Raw genomic sequence first — 16,952 nt, 5'->3', positions numbered from 1 at the left:
CTACAGATTTGCCGCTGCGAACTCACCCGCCAGCACAGCCCCTTCGAGGGTGGCTGGATAGGGCCCCGCGACATAGTCCCCGGCCGCCCACAGGCCAGGGGCAATCGCTGCGGGCGGGCGCTGCAGGCCCGGGCTGCAGGCAAAGGTTGCGCGTTTCTCAGCCAGCACGCGGATCAGCTCGGGGGGCTGGGCCCAGTCCAGCTCTCGCTGGGCTTGTCTCCTTACGGCTTCAGCGGCGGCTTCCAGGCCGCGCTCAACCCAGGGTGCGGCGCCGCTGATCACCCAGGCCGAGCGGCCAGCGGCTTCGGCGCATAGCTGCCCCAAGTCAAACGCAAACTGGGCCGGCGCTTGCGGCCCTTCCTGCAGGGCCAACATGGGGGAAGGCCAGGCGGGGCCGGGGTGCTGGAGGTAGACCGTGATGATGGGCTCATACTTCAGCGCCGCCACCTGCGCGCTCCAGCCCGGTGCGAGCGGGGCGGTCAAACGGGCGGCTTCGGCCGCGCTGCAGGCGAGGATGACGCGGTCGAAGGCCGCACCCTCCACGAGCCAGCCGCCTTTGGCTCCCGGTACCAGGGACTGCACCCGGTGGCCGAGCCGCAGCTCCGCACCGTGGGTCTGCAACCAAGTTTGCGCCGGCTCGGCCAGCAGTTCGCTCAGCGGCCGTCGCGGCAGCAGCAGGTCGGAGCTGCCGGGGCCGCTGAACAGGGCATCGTGCAGCACACGCAGGAACACGCTGGCGCTGGCCTGCGCGGCCGGCGTGTTCAGGGCCGCGACGCAGAGTGGATCGATCAGTTCGTCCTTGATTTGCTGAGGCAGGCCCCGGCACAGCTGGGCCACGCTGAGCTCGGGGGCGCAGCGAAACCCTCGCAGCATCCAGCCTGTCGCGGCGCTCAGCAGACCCAGCCGTGCTCGCCAGGACCAGCGCTGGCAGGCCAGCACACCGCGCACAAAGGCCGGCATGGCCGCGCCGGGCGGCAGGCGCAGGCCTTCATGCTGGGGGTAGCGCAGGCGCAGGGGCAGGCGCAGCAAGGCGGCCTCGGGCGCCACGCCCAGCTGGAGCATCAGAGCCAGGCTGCGCCGGTAGGCGCCGATCAGGATGTGCTGGCCGTTGTCCAGGCGCAGACCGGCGTCGTCTGGCGGCAGGCTGCGGGCTCGGCCACCGAGCTGGCTGGCCATGTCAAAGAGTTGAACCCGGTGGCCCGCTTCGCAGGCGCGCACGCCGGCCGCCAGTCCGGCCCAGCCGCCGCCCACCACGGCCACGCGCAGCCCGAATGGCTGCGCGGGCATCAGCGGCCCAGCCAATTGGTCCGCATGGCCAGCCAAAGCTTGCGCAGCGGCGTCAGCGAGATGCGTTGCTCCAGCACGCGGAAGTTCTCGGCTTCGATCTCGCGCAGCAAGGCGCGGTAGATATTGGCCATCATGAGGCCGGTCTTCTGTGCCTTGCGGTCCACGTCAGGCAGCAGGGCAAAGGCTTCGTCGTACAGGCGGTGCGCGCGCTCGGCCTGGAATTTCATCAAGGCCGTGAAGCGATCGCTGTAGCCCCAGGGGCTTTTGCGCAGCAGGATCTCATGGGCCTTGACGTCAAACTGCTGCAGCTCCGAGATCGGCAGGTAGATGCGGCCACGCCGGGCATCATCGCCGACGTCGCGAATGATGTTGGTCAGCTGCATGGCCTGGCCCAGTTTGTGGGCATAGGCGATGGTCTCGGGCTGGCTGCGGCCGAAGATCCCCGAGGCGACTTCGCCGACGACGCCGGCCACCAAATGGCAGTAGCGCTGTAGGCCGGGGTAGTCGAGATAGCGGGTCTGTTCCAGGTCCATCTGGCAGCCTTCGATGACGGCGTTCAGGTGTTCCAGGCGAATATCGAAGGCCGCGCAATGCGGCATCAAGGCCTTCATCACCGGATGCTGGGGCTGGCCGGCGAAGGCGCTGGCGGTTTCCTTGCGCCACCAAGCCAGCTTGGTCGATGCCACGCCCAGATCCTCGATTTCGTCCACCACATCGTCCACCTCGCGGCAGAAGGCATAGAAGGCGGTGATGGCGGCGCGACGCTCTGGGGGCAGAAACAGGAAGGCGTAATAGAAACTGGAGCCGCTCTTGGCGGCCTTGTCCTGCACGTATTGCTCGGGGTTCACAGGCGGACCTCGCGCTCGGTCTGGGCCGTGGCGGCCAGGTTCAAAGTGCGGCTGCGGCCCATGCGCAGGCAGGCCCAGAGCAGAGCGGGGGCGTCGAGCGGGCCCAATGCGGGGCGTTGAAGAAGGCTGGCGTGATGCATGGCGCGGATTTTCGCAAGAATGCGCAGGCCGCCTTGTACCACCGCGCGCAACTCCCAGCCGGCGCGCCCGGGTATCTGGTGCACCAGGGGCGCGCCCTGCAGCATCAGGGCCTCGGCCCAGTCGCAGAGCTCGGCGATCAACTGCCGGGCGGCGCTGCTGTCGTGGCAGGCCAGGATGTCGGCGCCGCTCAGACCATGGCGACGCAAGTCGCTCGCGGGCACATAAAGCCTGCCTCGTGGGCCGTCGCGGCTGAAGTCCTGCCAGAAGTTGATCAGTTGCAGGCTGCTGCAAATGGCGTCAGAGCGCTGCAGCGCGAGCGGGTCGGCGATGCCGTACAGGTGCAGCAGCAGCCGTCCGATCGGGTTGGCCGAGCGGCTGCAGTAGTCCATCAGTTCGGGGCGGTCGGCATACGAAGTCTTGACCAGATCCTGCTCAAAGGCGGAGATCAAATCATTCAGCAGCGGCGCCGGCAGCCGATATTGAGGCATGACGCGCGCCAGCCCGGCGAACACGGTGCGCTCCCAGCGGCCCGATCCGGCCCGGCCGTCCAGCATGGCGGCAAGGTCGGCGCGGTAGTCCTGCAGGTCCTGCTGGCGCTGCGCGGTCGAGGCATCACCTTCGTCGGCCAAGTCATCGGCGCTGCGGGCGAAGTGGTAGATCGCTGCAATGGCCGGGCGCAAATGCGGCGGGCACAGCCAGGAAGCAACAGGAAAGTTTTCGTAGTGTTCTATGCTCACGGCCAGGATTGTGGGTGCGTTCAGCCTCGTCGGCAGCAAGACGGGCCGGATTGCACCGCTTTCATCGGTTTGACAGTGCAGAGTCGCTTCCCTACATTGCTGACCGTTTGGCCAGTTACGGCGAATCTGCCCGTCCGCTCTGTTCTTTTGCTACGTGCTCACCGCGAGCCGGCCGTGCCGCTGATCTAGCGCGCGACCGATGGTGAAGCCCAATTCGAGGTCATTCATGCCCCATCTCCTTAGCCGCCGTACCAGCCAGGCCTGTGCTGTCGCCTTGCTGGCGCTGCTAGGCGCCTGCAGCAAACAAGAAGCCGCGCCCGAGCCTGAACGTGCGGTTCGCACCCTGATCTTGCAGGCGGGGACCAGCGGGCAAGTTCATGAGTTCGCCGGAGAGATCCGCGCCCGCACCGAAACACGACTGTCCTTCCGCGTCGGCGGCAAATTGCTCGGCCGCAAGGTCAATGTTGGCGATCGCGTCCAGGCGGGCCAGGTGCTGGCTGTGCTGGATCCGCAGGACTTGGTCCTGGGTCAGCAGGCGGCCAAGGCCGGGCTGCAGGCTGCGCGGGCCAATCGCGATCAGCTCGGCGCCGAACTGAAGCGTTTCATTGAGTTGCAACAGCAGGGATTCATCAGCGCCGCCGAACTGGAGCGGCGCGACCTGGCCTTCAAGGCGGCGCAGGCGCAGCTGGAGCAGGCGCGCACCCAGTCCGAGGCGCAGAACAACCAGGTCGGCTACGCCCAACTGACCGCCGATGCCGCCGGTGTGGTAACGGCCGTCTTTGTCGAGCCCGGCATGGTGGTAGGGGCCGGCACGCCGGTCTTGCAGTTGGCCCATGAAGGGCCTCGCGATGTGGTGTTTTCTGTGCCCGAGGACCAGCTGGGCCGTCTGCGCGAGGGCGCAGCCCTGGCCGGCGGCCTGACGGTGCGACTCTGGAGCGACGTCAAGCCCGGCGCGCAAGCGGTCGCCGAGGCGCGGCCCATCAGCCTGCGCGAGGTGGCGGCAGCCACCGATCCAGTGACCCGTACCTTTCTGATCAAGGCCGACGCCGGCAAGCTCGACGCACGCATCGGCCAGACCGCGGCGGTCCTGTTGGCTTCGCCGCGGGTGGCTCAGGCCATCAAGCTGCCACTGTCGGCCGTGCTGCAGACCCAGGGCCAAACTTCGGTCTGGGTGCTCGATGCCGCGTCGATGACAGTCAAGCAGCAGCCCGTCCAGGTGGGCGGAGCGGATGGCAACGAGGTGCTGGTGGCCGCAGGCCTTCAGCCGGGGCAAGAGGTGGTGGTGGCGGGTGTGCATGTGCTCAAGGCAGGCCAGAAAGTCAGGCGTTTCGAGCAGGGGCCAGCGCTTCCTGCAGTTGCGCCTGCACCTGCTGCCGCGGCTTCGCGCTGATCCGGAGCCAGCCGCATGAGCCCTCACGAGCAAGCTCCCGCGACCGCCGGTCGCCATTTCAATATGTCGCGCTGGGCGCTGGAGCACCCGGCGCTGACCCGCTATCTGATGATCGTGCTCATGGTCATGGGCTTTGCCGCCTATTTCCAGCTGGGCCAGGATGAGGACCCGCCGTTCACCTTCCGCGTGATGGTGGTGCAAGCCTTCTGGCCTGGCGCCACGGCCCAGCAGATGGCCGAGCAGGTGACCGACAAGATCGAGAAGACCCTGCAGGAAGTGCCGCTGGGCGACAAGATCCTCAGCAGCACCAAGCCGGGCGAGTCGCTGACGGTCTTCCAGCTTAAGGACGACTCGGCGGCCAAGGATGTGCCCGAGGTCTGGTACCAGGTTCGCAAGCGCCTGGGCGATATGCGCGGCACCTTGCCTCAGGGGGTGTACGGGCCCTTCTTCAATGACGAGTTCGGTGACGTCTACGGCTCGATCTTCGCGCTATCGGCAGACGGTTTCACACCCGAGGAACTGCGCGAGTACGCAGAGCGGGTGCGCTCGCAGCTCTTGCGTGTGCCCGATGTGACCAAGGTTGAGACCTTCGGTGCCCAGCCCGAGAAGGTCTTTATCGAGGTTTCGCAAAAGCGTCTGGCCAACCTCGGCCTGGACTTCGGTCAGGTCATCAATCAGCTCGGCGCGCAGAACGCGGTCGAGGGTGGCGGCGTGCTCAACGCCGGGGCCGGCAATTTGCAGATCCGCATTGGCGGCCAGTTCAATTCGGTGCAGGCGCTCAAGGACTTCGCCATCCGCGCGATCAATCCGGTGACCGGCCAAGCGAGCACGCTGCGCTTGTCGGACATTGCGGAGGTGCGGCGCGGCTATGCCGACCCACCGTCGGTGATGGTGCGCCATCAGGGCAAGGACGTGATTGCCCTGGGCGTGTCCATGGGCAAGGGTGGCGACATCGTCGCCATGGGCAAGGCCTTGCAGAAGACCACGGCAGCCATCCGCAAGACCCTGCCGGCCGGCATCGAGTTGGTGCAAGTGCAAGATCAGCCGCAGGCCGTGACACGCTCGGTCAATGAGTTTGTGCAGGTGCTGCTGGAGGCGGTGGTGATCGTACTGGCGGTCAGCTTCATCGCCCTGGGTCTGCACACGCGGCCGCTGCGCGTGGACATCTGGCCGGGCTTGGTCGTGGCGATCACCATCCCGCTGGTGCTGGCCATCACCTTTGTGACCATGTTCTATTGGAGCGTGGGCCTGCACAAGATTTCGCTGGGCTCGCTGATCATCGCGCTCGGCTTGCTGGTGGACGACGCCATCATTGCCGTCGAGATGATGGTGCGCAAGTTGGAGGAAGGCTGCGACAAGATGCATGCCGCCACCTTCGCCTATGACGCGACGGCCATGCCCATGCTGACCGGCACCTTGATCACCGCCGTCGGCTTCCTGCCCATCGGCCTGGCCAAATCGGTGACCGGGGAATACACCTTCGCCATCTTTGCGGTCACCGCCGCGGCGCTGATGATTTCCTGGTTCGTCTCGGTCTATTTTGTTCCCTATCTCGGCGCACTCTTGCTGCGCACCCATCCAGCCAAGGAAGGCCAGGGGCATGAGATGTTCGACACGCCTTTCTACAGCCGCTTCCGCACGGCAGTGGGCTGGTGTGTGCAACACCGCTGGCTGACGATTGGCGCGACGGTGCTGGTGTTCGCGCTCGGTCTGTTCGGCATGACGCGGGTGCAGCAACAGTTCTTCCCCGATTCCAGCCGGCCGGAGATCTTGGTCGACATGACCCTGCCCGAGGGTTCGACGATCCAGCAGACTCAGGCTGTGGCGCAACGGTTTGAGGCTCGCCTGATGAAGGAGGCGGGCGTGGCTACCGTCAGCACCTGGATCGGTTCCGGCGTGCCGCGTTTCTATTTGCCCATGGATGTGGTGTTCCCCGACCCGGCGGTCAGTCAAGCCATCGTCCTGCCCAAGGGCATGAAAGAGCGCGAGGCCTTGCGCAAGCGCCTGCCGGAGCTGCTCGCCAGCGAGTTCCCCGAAGTGCGGGCCCGCGTGAAGCTCCTGCCCAATGGGCCACCGGTGGCCTATCCGGTGCAGTTCCGCGTTTCGGGCGAAAAGGTCGAGCAGGTGCGTTACTGGGCCGACCAGGCCAAAGATATTGTTCGCGCCAACCCGCATATGCGCGGCGTCAACGACAACTGGCGTGAGTCCATCAAGGTGCTCAAGCTCGATGTGGATCAGGACAAGGCGCGTGCGCTTGGCGTCACCAGCCAGAGCTTGGCGCAGGGCTCACGTACCTTGCTCTCGGGTACCACCATCGGCCAGTACCGCGAAGGGGACAAGCTGGTGGACATCGTGCTGCGACCGCCTCTGGAAGAGCGCAATGCCATCACTGACATCGGCAATGCCTATGTCATGACCGGCACCGGTCGCTCGGTGCCGCTGACGCAGATCGCAAAGGTCGGCTTTGAGTGGGAGCCAGGCGTGCTGGCTCGTCAGGGCCGGGCCTATGCGGTGACGGTGCAGGGCGATGTCACCGAAGGCATGCAGGGTGCCACCGTCAGCGCCCAGATATGGCCGCAGCTGCAGGCTTTGCAAGCCAAGATGCCGCCGGGCTACAACATTTCGGTGGCCGGTGCGGTGGAGGAGAGCAGCAAGGGCCAGGGCTCGATTGCGGCCGGTGTGCCGGTGATGCTGTTCATCACCTTCACCTTGCTGATGCTGCAGTTGCAGAGCTTCTCGCGCTCCATGCTTGTGTTCCTGACCGGTCCGCTGGGCATTGCCGGCGTGGCGGCGGCGCTGCTGCTCCTCGACAAGCCGTTTGGCTTTGTAGCTTTGTTGGGCGTGATCGCGCTGATGGGCATGATCATGCGCAACTCGGTCATCTTGATCGATCAGATCGAGCAGGACCGGGCGCGCGGCGTGCCGGCCTGGAACGCCATCGTCGAGTCAGCGGTGCGACGTTTCCGGCCCATCGTGCTGACGGCCGCGGCGGCTGTGCTGGCCATGGTGCCGTTGTCGCGCAGCGTGTTCTGGGGGCCGATGGCGGTGGCCATCATGGGTGGCTTGATCGTCGCCACGGCCCTGACCCTGCTGGCGCTGCCGGCCATGTACGCGGCCTGGTTCCGCGTGCGCCGGCCCGAGCCAGGCCACTCGCAACTTTGAGCTGAACAGCGTCCTCAACGCTCACTTCCACTGAGTTCGTAAGGAGGCCTCCGACCGGGGGTTTTCCTTGAGCTCAATTTTTGGCTCTCCAATTGGCTACAATCCACGGTTTGCCGAAATGCCACGGGCTTGTGCGGCCGAATTCCGACAGGAATTTTGTCAAGCAGGCTTGAATCCACTTAGCGCGGGTGGCGAAATTGGTAGACGCACCAGGTTTAGGTCCTGACGCCTTCACCGGCGTGCCGGTTCGAGTCCGGCCCCGCGCACCAGATAACTTTGTACTGAGTCAAAAATGGCTGTCACCGTCGAAACCCTCGAAAAGCTCGAACGCCGCATCACGCTCACGCTGGCGGCCGCTGACATCAACAGCGAAGTCGAGAACCGTCTCAAGAAACTGGCCCGCACCGTCAAGGCCGATGGCTTCCGCCCCGGCAAGGTGCCGATGAGCGTGGTCGCTCAGCGTTATGGCTACTCCGTCCAGTACGAAGTCATGAACGACAAGCTGGGCGAGGCCTTCTCGGTTGCCGCCAACGAAGCGCAGCTGCGCGTCGCCGGCGCTCCCAAGATCGCCCAGAAGGAAGAGTCGCCTGAAGGCCAAATGGCTTTCGACGCCACCTTCGAGGTCTACCCGGAAGTCAAGCTGGGTGACCTGTCGGCCGCCGACATCGAGCGCGTCGCCAGCGAAGTGACCGACGAAGCGATCGACAAAACCGTCGACATCCTGCGCAAGCAGCGCCGTACCTTTGCCCAGCGCGCCGCCGCTGAAGCCGCGACCGATGGCGACCGTGTCACCATCGACTTCGAAGGCAAGCTGGATGGCGAGCCTTTCGCCGGCGGCAAGGCCGACGGTTTCCAATTCATCATCGGCGAAGGCCAGATGCTGGAAGCCTTCGAGAAGGCCGTGCGCGGCATGAAGGTGGGCGAGTCCAAGACTTTCCCCCTGGCCTTCCCCGAGGACTATCACGGCAAGGACGTGGCCGGCAAGGAAGCCGACTTCCTGGTGACGGTCAAGAAGATCGAAACCCAGCACCTGCCGGAAGTGAACGAAGCCTTTGCCAAGTCCCTGGGCATCGGTGAAGCTTCGGTGGACGGCCTGCGCGCTGACATCAAGAAGAACCTCGAGCGCGAAGTGAAGTTCCGCGTGCTGGCTCGCAACAAGGGCGCCGTCATGGACGCTCTGGTGGCCAGCGCCGAACTCGACGTGCCCAATGCCCTGGTTTCCGGCGAAGCCGAGCGCCTGGTGGCCGCGGCCCGCGAAGACCTTAAGAAGCGTGGCGTGAAGGATGCCGACAAGGCCCCGATCCCCGAAGAAAGCTTCAAGCCCCAAGCCGAGCGCCGCGTGCGCCTGGGTTTGGTGGTGGCCGAGCTGGTGCGCGCCAACAATCTGCAAGCCAAACCCGAGCAGCTGCAAGCGCACATCGAAGAGTTGGCTCAGAGCTACGAAAAGCCCGCTGAAGTGGTGCGCTGGTACCTGAGCGACCGCAACCGTCTGGCCGAAGTGGAAGCGGTGGTCGTTGAGAACAACGTCACCGACTTCGTGTTGGCCAAGGCCAAGGTCAGCGAGAAGGCCTTGCCTTTCGACGAGCTGATGGCCACGGCTGCTAACTGATCCCGTTCGCAGCACCTGCCGGAAAGGCGCCGTACCGCAAGGCCGGCGCCTTTTTTCATTTTTTCAGGGCTTTGCCTTGCGACCACATAATCAGGCCCCATACCTAGTTGGTAGTTCGCAAGAAGTTCGATCGAGACATTTTTCAGAGGAAGAACACCCATGAGCGCGCTGGAAATCAACAACCTGGGCATGGTGCCCATCGTCATCGAACAATCGGGCCGCGGTGAGCGTGCCTACGACATCTACAGCCGCCTGCTGCGCGAGCGCATCATCTTCCTGGTCGGCCCGGTGAATGATGCGGTGGCCAATCTGGTGGTGGCGCAGATGCTGTTCCTGGAGAGCGAGAACCCGGACAAGGACATCTTCCTCTACATCAACTCGCCTGGCGGCAGCGTCTCGGCCGGCATGTCCATCTTCGACACCATGCAGTTCATCAAGCCGCAGGTGTCGACCCTGTGCATGGGCATGGCAGCGAGCATGGGTGCCTTCCTGCTGGCCGCAGGCGCCAAGGGCAAGCGCATGGCCTTGCCGAACGCCAAGGTCATGATCCATCAGCCGCTGGGTGGCACGCAAGGCCAGGCCACCGACATCGAGATCCACGCCCGCGAGATCCTCAAGACCCGCGAGCAACTCAATCGCATCCTGGCCGAACGTTCGGGCCAGAGCCTGGAAAAGATTCAGAACGACACCGAGCGTGACTACTACATGTCCGCGGCCGAAGCGCAGGCCTACGGCCTGATCGACCAGGTGGTGGAAAAACGCGCCTGAGCATCCGCTCGCTTGCGGCCTGAACCCGGGCCCAATTGACGGCACTAGGGGGCCCTTATCCAGAAAAGGGCCCCTTGTCCGTTTGAACTATCATCACTGCAGGCATTCACGCCTGAAAGACAAGCAGATCCATGGCCGAGAAAAAAGGCAATTCCAGCGAAAAAGTCCTGTACTGCTCCTTCTGCGGCAAGAGCCAGCATGAGGTGAAGAAGCTGATCGCTGGCCCATCGGTGTTCATTTGCGACGAGTGCATCGAGCTCTGCAATGACATCGTCCGCGACGAAGTGCCGGCCGACACGCCGCAGGCGCGCGCCAGCAAATCCGATCTGCCGGTGCCCAGCGAGATCAAGGCCAGCCTCGATCAGTATGTGATTGGCCAGGACGTTGCCAAGCGCACCTTGTCCGTCGCGGTTTACAACCACTACAAGCGCCTGCGCCATATGGCCGGGACCAAGGACACAGTCGAGCTGTCCAAGAGCAACATCCTCTTGATCGGCCCCACCGGCTCGGGCAAGACCTTGTTGGCTCAGACCTTGGCCCGCTTGCTGAATGTGCCCTTCGTCATCGCCGACGCGACCACGCTGACCGAAGCGGGCTATGTGGGTGAGGACGTCGAGAACATCATCCAGAAGCTGCTGCAGAACTGCAATTACGACGTCGAGCGCGCCCAGCGCGGCATCGTCTACATCGACGAAATCGACAAGATCAGCCGCAAGGCCGACAACCCGTCGATCACACGCGATGTGTCGGGTGAAGGCGTTCAGCAAGCCTTGCTGAAGCTGGTCGAAGGCACCATGGCTTCCGTGCCTCCGCAAGGCGGCCGCAAGCACCCGAATCAAGACTTCTTGCAGATCGACACGACCAACATCTTGTTCATCTGCGGTGGCGCTTTTGATGGCCTGGAAAAGGTCATTCAGAACCGATCGGAAAAGTCCGGTATCGGCTTTGGCGCTTCGGTGCAGAGCAAGACCGACCGCCGTGCGGCCGAACTGTTCCGCGAAGTCGAGCCAGAGGATCTGATCAAGTTCGGCATCATTCCTGAACTGGTCGGTCGCCTGCCGGTGGTCGCCACCCTGGGCGAGCTGACCGAGGACGCGCTGGTGCAAATCCTGACCGAGCCCAAGAACGCCTTGCTCAAGCAGTACCAGCAGCTGTTCGCCATGGACGGCGTCGAGCTGGAAGTGCGCCCTTCGGCCTTGACTGCAATTGCACGCAAGGCACTGGCCCGCAAGATCGGAGCGCGTGGTCTGCGCTCCATCATGGAGCTGTCGCTGATCGACACGATGTTCGAGCTGCCCGCCCTGGACGGTGTGGCCAAAGTGGTGCTGGACGAGCACAACATTGACGAAGGGGCCAAGCCCTTGCTGGTGTATCGCGAGCAGGCCAAGGCCAGCGCCTGAAGTTGAATCGACACGAGAGAACTGGCCGCGTTGAAGGGCCAGTTCCATTCCCCAGGCATCTTGCAATACTGATCTTGGACCGCATCTGGGTCTGAGAAAGAGAGGTTTTCATGTCCGGTCATCCTGTTTTGCCTGCGGAACCGATCACCCTGCCACTGTTGCCTTTGCGCGATGTGGTCGTGTTCCCGCATATGGTGATCCCGCTCTTCGTGGGTCGCCCCAAGTCCATCAAGGCCCTGGAAGCCGCGATGGAAGCCGGCCGTCAGATCATGTTGGTGGCCCAGAAGGCTGCCGGCAAGGATGAGCCCAAGTCGGACGATATGTTCGAAGTGGGTTGTGTCTCCAGCATCCTGCAAATGCTCAAGCTGCCCGATGGCACCGTCAAGGTGCTGGTCGAAGGCCTGCAGCGCGCCACCACCCAGTCCATCACCGACGGGGAAGAGCACTTTGTCGCCGAGGTCCTGCCTATTCCGCCCGAGACCGACCTCAAGCCCGAGGTTGAAGCTCTGCGCCGGGCGGTGACTCAGCAGTTTGACCAGTACGTCAAGCTGAATAAGAAGATTCCGCCGGAGATCCTGACCTCGATCGCTGGCATCGATGATGCCGGCCGTCTGGCCGATACCATCGCCGCCCATCTGCCGCTCAAGCTGGACGCCAAGCAGTCGGTGCTGGACCTGGCCGAGGTGGGCAAGCGTCTGGAAACTTTGCTCGATCTGCTTGAGCATGAAGTCGACATCCTGCAGGTGGAAAAGCGCATCCGCGGTCGCGTCAAGCGCCAGATGGAGAAGAGCCAGCGCGAGTACTACCTGAACGAGCAGGTCAAGGCCATCCAGAAGGAACTCGGCGACGGCGAAGAGGGCGCTGACCTGGAGGAGCTGGACAAAAAGATCCAGGCTGCTCGCATGCCCAAGGAAGCGCGCAAGAAGGCCGACGGCGAGCTGAAGAAGCTCAAGCTGATGTCGCCCATGTCGGCCGAGGCCACTGTGGTGCGCAACTACATCGAGACCCTGGTCAATCTGCCTTGGAGCAAGAAGACCAAGATCAAGTTCGATTTGTCCAATGCCGTCGATGTGTTGAACGAAGACCATTACGGTCTGGACAAGGTCAAGGATCGCATCGTCGAGTACCTCGCCGTGCAGCAGCGCGTGGACAAGGTCAAGGCGCCGATTCTGTGCCTGGTCGGCCCTCCGGGTGTGGGCAAGACTTCGCTGGGTCAGTCGGTGGCTCGCGCCACTGGCCGCAAATTCGTCCGCATGGCCTTGGGTGGCGTGCGCGACGAAGCCGAGATTCGTGGTCACCGTCGCACCTACATCGGGTCTATGCCGGGCAAGGTGCTGCAGAGCCTGTCCAAGGTTGGCACGCGCAATCCGCTCTTCTTGCTCGACGAGATCGACAAGTTGGGCATGGATTTCCGTGGCGACCCGTCCTCGGCCCTTCTTGAAGTGCTGGATCCGGAGCAGAACCACACCTTCGGCGATCACTATGTCGAGGTCGATTTCGATCTGTCCGATGTGATGTTCATCGCCACTTCCAACTCGATGAACATCCCGCCGGCGCTGCTGGACCGGATGGAAGTGATCCGCCTCTCGGGTTACACCGAAGACGAGAAGGTCAACATCGCCCAGCGCTACCTGCTGCCCAAGCAGTGCAAGAACAATGGCGTCAAGGAAGAGGAGATGGAAGTCACCGAATCCGCCATTCGCGGCATCATCCGCTACTACACCCGGGAAGCCGGTGTGCGTTCGCTGGAGCGCGAAGTGTCAAAGATCTGCCGCAAGGTGGTGAAGGGCATTGCGCTCAAAACCTTTGAAGGCAAGGCCGTCGTCACCGAGGACAACCTCAATGACTTTCTGGGTGTGCGCAAGTACGACTTCGGTCGCGCCGAGAAGAAGAACCAGGTCGGCCAAGTGGTTGGTCTGGCCTGGACTGAGGTGGGCGGCGATCTGCTGACGATCGAAGCCACGGCCATGCCGGGCAAGGGCAACATCATCCGTACCGGTTCGTTGGGCGATGTGATGAAGGAATCCGTCGAGGCGGCTCGTACGGTGGTGCGTTCACGCGCGCGCTTGTTGGGCATCAAGGACGAGCTTTTCGAGAAGCGTGATGTGCACGTGCACGTGCCTGATGGCGCGACGCCCAAGGACGGCCCGAGCGCAGGTGCGGCCATGACTACGGCCTTCGTCTCGGCCTTGACCGGCATTCCGGTACGTGCCGACGTGGCAATGACCGGTGAAATCACCTTGCGCGGAGAAGTCACGGCCATCGGCGGTTTGAAGGAAAAGCTGCTGGCGGCCCACCGTGGCGGCATCAAGACCGTGATGATCCCGGAAGAGAACGTCAAGGACTTGCAGGACATTCCTGAGAACGTCAAAAACCAGCTCGAGATCGTGCCAGTGCGCTGGATCGACCGGGTGCTGGAGGTGGCGCTGGAGTCCATGCCGGTGCCTCTGCCGGATGAAGAACCCGCCGCAGCGGCCAAGGCCGAAGCGTTAGTGGCAGCGCCGGCCGCGACACACTGAGGGAAATGCAAGCTCCGTCGGAACGATCACTTCCGTGCAGGGGCTTGCAGCCGACTCGAAAAGTGGTTTAGAATCTGAGCTTCGACGCAACGGTGATTCGGCTGGAGACAGTTGAAATTTCCAGTGTCGAGGCGAGATGCGGGTGTAGCTCAGTTGGTAGAGCGCAACCTTGCCAAGGTTGAGGTCACGAGTTCGAGCCTCGTTACCCGCTCCAGAAATACAAGAATCCAATCATGCTTGCATGAGGCGATTCGCAAAAAGGGAGGCCCCGGCTTCCCTTTTTTAATCAGTCGGAATTTCGGTTTCAATTGATGAAGTAAACGAGTTTGGCGCGATAGCAAAGCGGTTATGCCCCGGATTGCAAATCCGGTTAGTCCAGTTCGACTCTGGATCGCGCCTCCAAAATTTGATGTGCACATGCGGGTGTAGCTCAGTTGGTAGAGCGCAACCTTGCCAAGGTTGAGGTCACGAGTTCGAGCCTCGTTACCCGCTCCAGACAGGCGATTGGCCGAATTTTCAAGCTTGAAAAATTCGAAGCGCCGTTGGAATCGGAAAGAGGGAAGCCTGATGGTTTCCCTTTTCTGTTTTGGCCGGAGCGCCAGAATTCTTGTGGGCATTGCGAGGGCGGAGGCAAACCGCACGCCCGACCTGAGTCGATCGCAAGTAAAGTGGTGCCGAGTTCCGTCGTCGAAAGTTTGAAAATTCTTCAGTGGAACTTGCCGAGAGTTGAATATTCGGTATAGAATGCAAGACTTCGTTGATTACGGTGCTTAAAAAGTTCCGGCGTCATCGAAATGGAAACAAGATGGACGCAGTTTCATCGGTTCCGAAAACGGCGCGCTTGCGTGTTGTTTGAAGAAAGCGATGCGGGTGTAGCTCAGTTGGTAGAGCGCAACCTTGCCAAGGTTGAGGTCACGAGTTCGAGCCTCGTTACCCGCTCCAGATTTGTTTTCAACCCTACCAACGGGTTTGCGGCTTGTTTGGCGCAGATCCGAAAAATGCGGGTGTAGCTCAGTTGGTAGAGCGCAACCTTGCCAAGGTTGAGGTCACGAGTTCGAGCCTCGTTACCCGCTCCAGATTTGCAAAAGGGAAGCCACCAGGCTTCCCTTTTTGCATTCCGCAGGCATCGTGCATTCGCGTGAGCAGACGCAGCGATAATGCTCGGCCTGACCGCCGCCCGGGTGGTGAAATTGGTAGACGCAGCGGACTTAAAATCCGCCGACCTCACGGTCGTACGGGTTCAAGTCCCGTCCTGGGCACCATTGCAAATCATAAGCAAATCAAGGACTTACGGGATGTAAGTCACGACTTTGCTGCCGGCTAGAATTGACGCAGCGGACTGGATTGACACAAAATTCTTGAATCGAGTGTCAACGGGAGTCGTTGTGTCGTCAGTCACGCAACTAAAAACTGGAAAATTCCTGGCAAGAGTGCGCGTACGCGGCGCAGTCGTGCCAAGCCGAACGTTCGAAACTGAGTTCGCAGCGAAGACCTGGGCCGACGGCGCTGAGGATCAAGTTAGGCAGGCACTGCGAGATGCAGAGATAGCCGGCGCGGGCGCAAAAATCAGGACATTCGAGGAGGTGGCGCTGGAGTACCTAAAATCCGCCGAATTCAGATCCCTCCGCCCAGACACCCAGCGCACAGAAGGGCAGCGCATCAGGACGTACTGCATCCCCAGATTCAAAGAAAGGGCGATTTCGGCAATCAACAGCGCAGACCTCAGGGACTATCGAGACGAGCTCAAGGCCTCGATCACGCAGCGCGGAAAAAAGACGAGCGACACACATGTCAGGCTCGTCATCCGCGCAGCAGGCAGCGTTTTCAACTACGCAGTAGACAGAAAATATCTGATTGACACGCCTGTTCAAAGACTGAAACTCAAATCTAAGTCGAGCAAGAACATTCGGGTCTCAGAAAACGTCAAGGACTTGATGTTGTCCGAATTGCAGAATTTGAGAAAAACGGGCATCAGGGCCTATACGTTTTTTCTGGTGATGGCGTCGACCGGCGCCCGACCCTCAGAGATCGCGAGACTGAGATGGCGCGATGTTCAGATGAAAAAACGACTGATCAACATCGTCGACACTAAAAACGCGGCTAGTGATGAGCAAATAAATCTCACGAAATCGTTGACAGAATCCACAGCGCGGGCGCTGTGGGACTATTACGAACTAGAACACAAGGCTGGTCGGGGCGGCCTGGACTTAGTGTTCCCGTCAATCAAACGAGAGACAGGAGCTGAACAGCCTTACGTGTACAGATCACCTCTCGATGCGATTCGAAAGAAAAATGCATTGTTCAAGGGGTTTACGCCAAATGCCTTCCGGCACGAGTTCGTTAGTCGGTTGTTCGAGTTCAACGAACTGAACAACAAATTGACGATCCCAGAGATCATGCAGATAACCGGACACAAATCGCCGCAGTCGCTCATGGGATATACGCACCTGGCCGAGGTCAGTCATCTTCCGCTACTAGAGCGGATGGAGAAATTTCACCGAGATGTTGCGTTGGAGCAAGCGCTAATGGATGCGGGTTCGCCAATACCGTCTCCCGAGGACACCTGATTGCTGAACATAGCAAGCAACTGGGGCCCCGCTCGATAGTACGGTCAATGGTTGACGGTTTTTTCAATGATAGAGCTACTAAATGACGCAGATGAGTATCCCAGCGAACTTTCCCACGAGACGTGACATAAGTGCTGTGGCTGGAGTGCAGCCGAAAGTCGCAATACGTCATGTTGACGGGCGTTACGTCGGCGAGTTCACCGATGCCGAAACGCGAGAGCGATACGAGATCTGCGTCGATCTAGTCGAACAGCTGTACTCGTACTGCGCTAGAAAACTTCGTGAACAGCCGACCTGGACGGCGAGCGAACTGCTCAGTCGGGTGGCGCATAGCATTCCGTCGAAAGGGTGGGACATCACTGCACCCGAGACCGACTGGGTCATGAGCGAGCTGTCAGCCCGCTTTGGCAATGTGTAAATAGGGCCCCTGGAGAACGTTCAGCCTGCGCTTGTCTCATCTGTGGCGACGCAGGGCAACTCGGACAGGATGTGATTGCCGTGCTCGATCAGGGTCTTGTGGTCTC

General features: G+C 61.8%; 10 protein-coding genes and 7 tRNA genes. 14 read left to right on the top strand and 3 right to left on the bottom strand.

Annotated elements, in window-relative coordinates:
- The 3 genes from hpnE to hpnC are packed head-to-tail and all read right to left on the bottom strand — an operon-like array spanning position 1 to position 3,013.
- The gene (hpnE, locus tag LNV23_RS22890; RefSeq protein WP_263565087.1) at positions 1–1,287 is read right to left on the bottom strand and encodes a hydroxysqualene dehydroxylase HpnE; all 1,287 of its coding nucleotides are present in this window, start codon (positions 1,285–1,287) and stop codon (positions 1–3) included.
- A complete protein-coding gene (gene hpnD / locus LNV23_RS22885; protein WP_263565086.1) occupies positions 1,287–2,135 on the bottom strand; it encodes a presqualene diphosphate synthase HpnD in 849 nt (282 codons plus the stop codon). The genes hpnE and hpnD overlap by 1 nt, the downstream gene beginning before the upstream one ends.
- Positions 2,132–3,013, bottom strand: coding sequence for a squalene synthase HpnC (gene hpnC / locus LNV23_RS22880; protein WP_263565085.1), 882 nt, complete (start codon positions 3,011–3,013; stop codon positions 2,132–2,134). Before hpnC ends, hpnD begins: the two co-directional genes overlap by 4 nt.
- Positions 3,014–3,239: 226 nt before the next feature.
- On the opposite strand from hpnC, the gene LNV23_RS22875 reads away from it, so the two are divergent.
- The 14 genes from LNV23_RS22875 to LNV23_RS22810 all read left to right on the top strand — a co-directional run bounded on the left by LNV23_RS22875 (position 3,240) and on the right by LNV23_RS22810 (position 16,428).
- Positions 3,240–4,403: an efflux RND transporter periplasmic adaptor subunit gene (locus LNV23_RS22875; protein WP_263565084.1), complete on the top strand. Its 1,164-nt coding sequence runs from the start codon at positions 3,240–3,242 to the stop codon at positions 4,401–4,403.
- A 15-nt stretch (positions 4,404–4,418) separates the two neighbouring features.
- A complete protein-coding gene (locus tag LNV23_RS22870) occupies positions 4,419–7,565 on the top strand; it encodes an efflux RND transporter permease subunit (RefSeq protein WP_263565083.1) in 3,147 nt (1,048 codons plus the stop codon).
- A 182-nt stretch (positions 7,566–7,747) separates the two neighbouring features.
- A tRNA-Leu gene (locus LNV23_RS22865) sits at positions 7,748–7,834 on the top strand.
- Between the two features lie 23 nt (positions 7,835–7,857).
- Positions 7,858–9,174, top strand: coding sequence for a trigger factor (gene tig / locus LNV23_RS22860; RefSeq protein WP_263565082.1), 1,317 nt, complete (start codon positions 7,858–7,860; stop codon positions 9,172–9,174).
- A 159-nt stretch (positions 9,175–9,333) separates the two neighbouring features.
- Complete coding sequence (gene clpP, locus LNV23_RS22855; protein ID WP_318013899.1) at positions 9,334–9,942, top strand: ATP-dependent Clp endopeptidase proteolytic subunit ClpP; 609 nt, start codon at positions 9,334–9,336, stop codon at positions 9,940–9,942.
- Positions 9,943–10,073: 131 nt separating this feature from the next.
- The gene (clpX, locus tag LNV23_RS22850; protein WP_263520960.1) at positions 10,074–11,342 is read left to right on the top strand and encodes an ATP-dependent Clp protease ATP-binding subunit ClpX; all 1,269 of its coding nucleotides are present in this window, start codon (positions 10,074–10,076) and stop codon (positions 11,340–11,342) included.
- A 110-nt stretch (positions 11,343–11,452) separates the two neighbouring features.
- Entirely contained in the window at positions 11,453–13,861 is a 2,409-nt protein-coding gene (lon, locus tag LNV23_RS22845; RefSeq protein ID WP_263565081.1) for an endopeptidase La, read from the top strand.
- A 138-nt stretch (positions 13,862–13,999) separates the two neighbouring features.
- A tRNA-Gly gene (locus tag LNV23_RS22840) sits at positions 14,000–14,075 on the top strand.
- A 114-nt stretch (positions 14,076–14,189) separates the two neighbouring features.
- A tRNA-Cys gene (locus tag LNV23_RS22835) sits at positions 14,190–14,263 on the top strand.
- Positions 14,264–14,280: 17 nt separating this feature from the next.
- Positions 14,281–14,356, top strand: a tRNA-Gly gene (locus LNV23_RS22830).
- A gap of 371 nt (positions 14,357–14,727) precedes the next feature.
- Positions 14,728–14,803 (top strand) — tRNA-Gly (locus LNV23_RS22825).
- Between the two features lie 58 nt (positions 14,804–14,861).
- A tRNA-Gly gene (locus tag LNV23_RS22820) sits at positions 14,862–14,937 on the top strand.
- Positions 14,938–15,036: 99 nt separating this feature from the next.
- Positions 15,037–15,123: transfer RNA gene (locus LNV23_RS22815), tRNA-Leu, on the top strand.
- Positions 15,124–15,246: 123 nt separating this feature from the next.
- Positions 15,247–16,428, top strand: a complete 1,182-nt coding sequence (locus LNV23_RS22810) for a tyrosine-type recombinase/integrase (RefSeq protein WP_263565080.1) — start codon at positions 15,247–15,249, stop codon at positions 16,426–16,428.
- Positions 16,429–16,952: the final 524 nt, after the last annotated feature.

Origin of the sequence: Kinneretia sp. DJ1R-11 (assembly GCF_025717595.1) — a bacterium.
GTDB lineage: Bacteria > Pseudomonadota > Gammaproteobacteria > Burkholderiales > Burkholderiaceae_C > Paucibacter_A.
The sequence above is the reverse complement of the archived record's forward strand: the minus strand, read 5'-3'. Positions and strand labels throughout refer to the sequence as shown.

What these genes read in the sequence shown, in the direction of transcription:
- LNV23_RS22870 (WP_263565083.1), top strand. Translation starts at nt 4,419, where the DNA reads ATGAGCCCTCACGAGCAAGCTCCCGCGACCGCCGGTCGCCATTTCAAT.
- hpnE (WP_263565087.1), bottom strand. Translation starts at nt 1,287, where the DNA reads ATGCCCGCGCAGCCATTCGGGCTGCGCGTGGCCGTGGTGGGCGGCGGC.
- tig (WP_263565082.1), top strand. Translation starts at nt 7,858, where the DNA reads ATGGCTGTCACCGTCGAAACCCTCGAAAAGCTCGAACGCCGCATCACG.
- LNV23_RS22875 (WP_263565084.1), top strand. Translation starts at nt 3,240, where the DNA reads ATGCCCCATCTCCTTAGCCGCCGTACCAGCCAGGCCTGTGCTGTCGCC.
- clpP (WP_318013899.1), top strand. Translation starts at nt 9,334, where the DNA reads ATGAGCGCGCTGGAAATCAACAACCTGGGCATGGTGCCCATCGTCATC.
- lon (WP_263565081.1), top strand. Translation starts at nt 11,453, where the DNA reads ATGTCCGGTCATCCTGTTTTGCCTGCGGAACCGATCACCCTGCCACTG.
- clpX (WP_263520960.1), top strand. Translation starts at nt 10,074, where the DNA reads ATGGCCGAGAAAAAAGGCAATTCCAGCGAAAAAGTCCTGTACTGCTCC.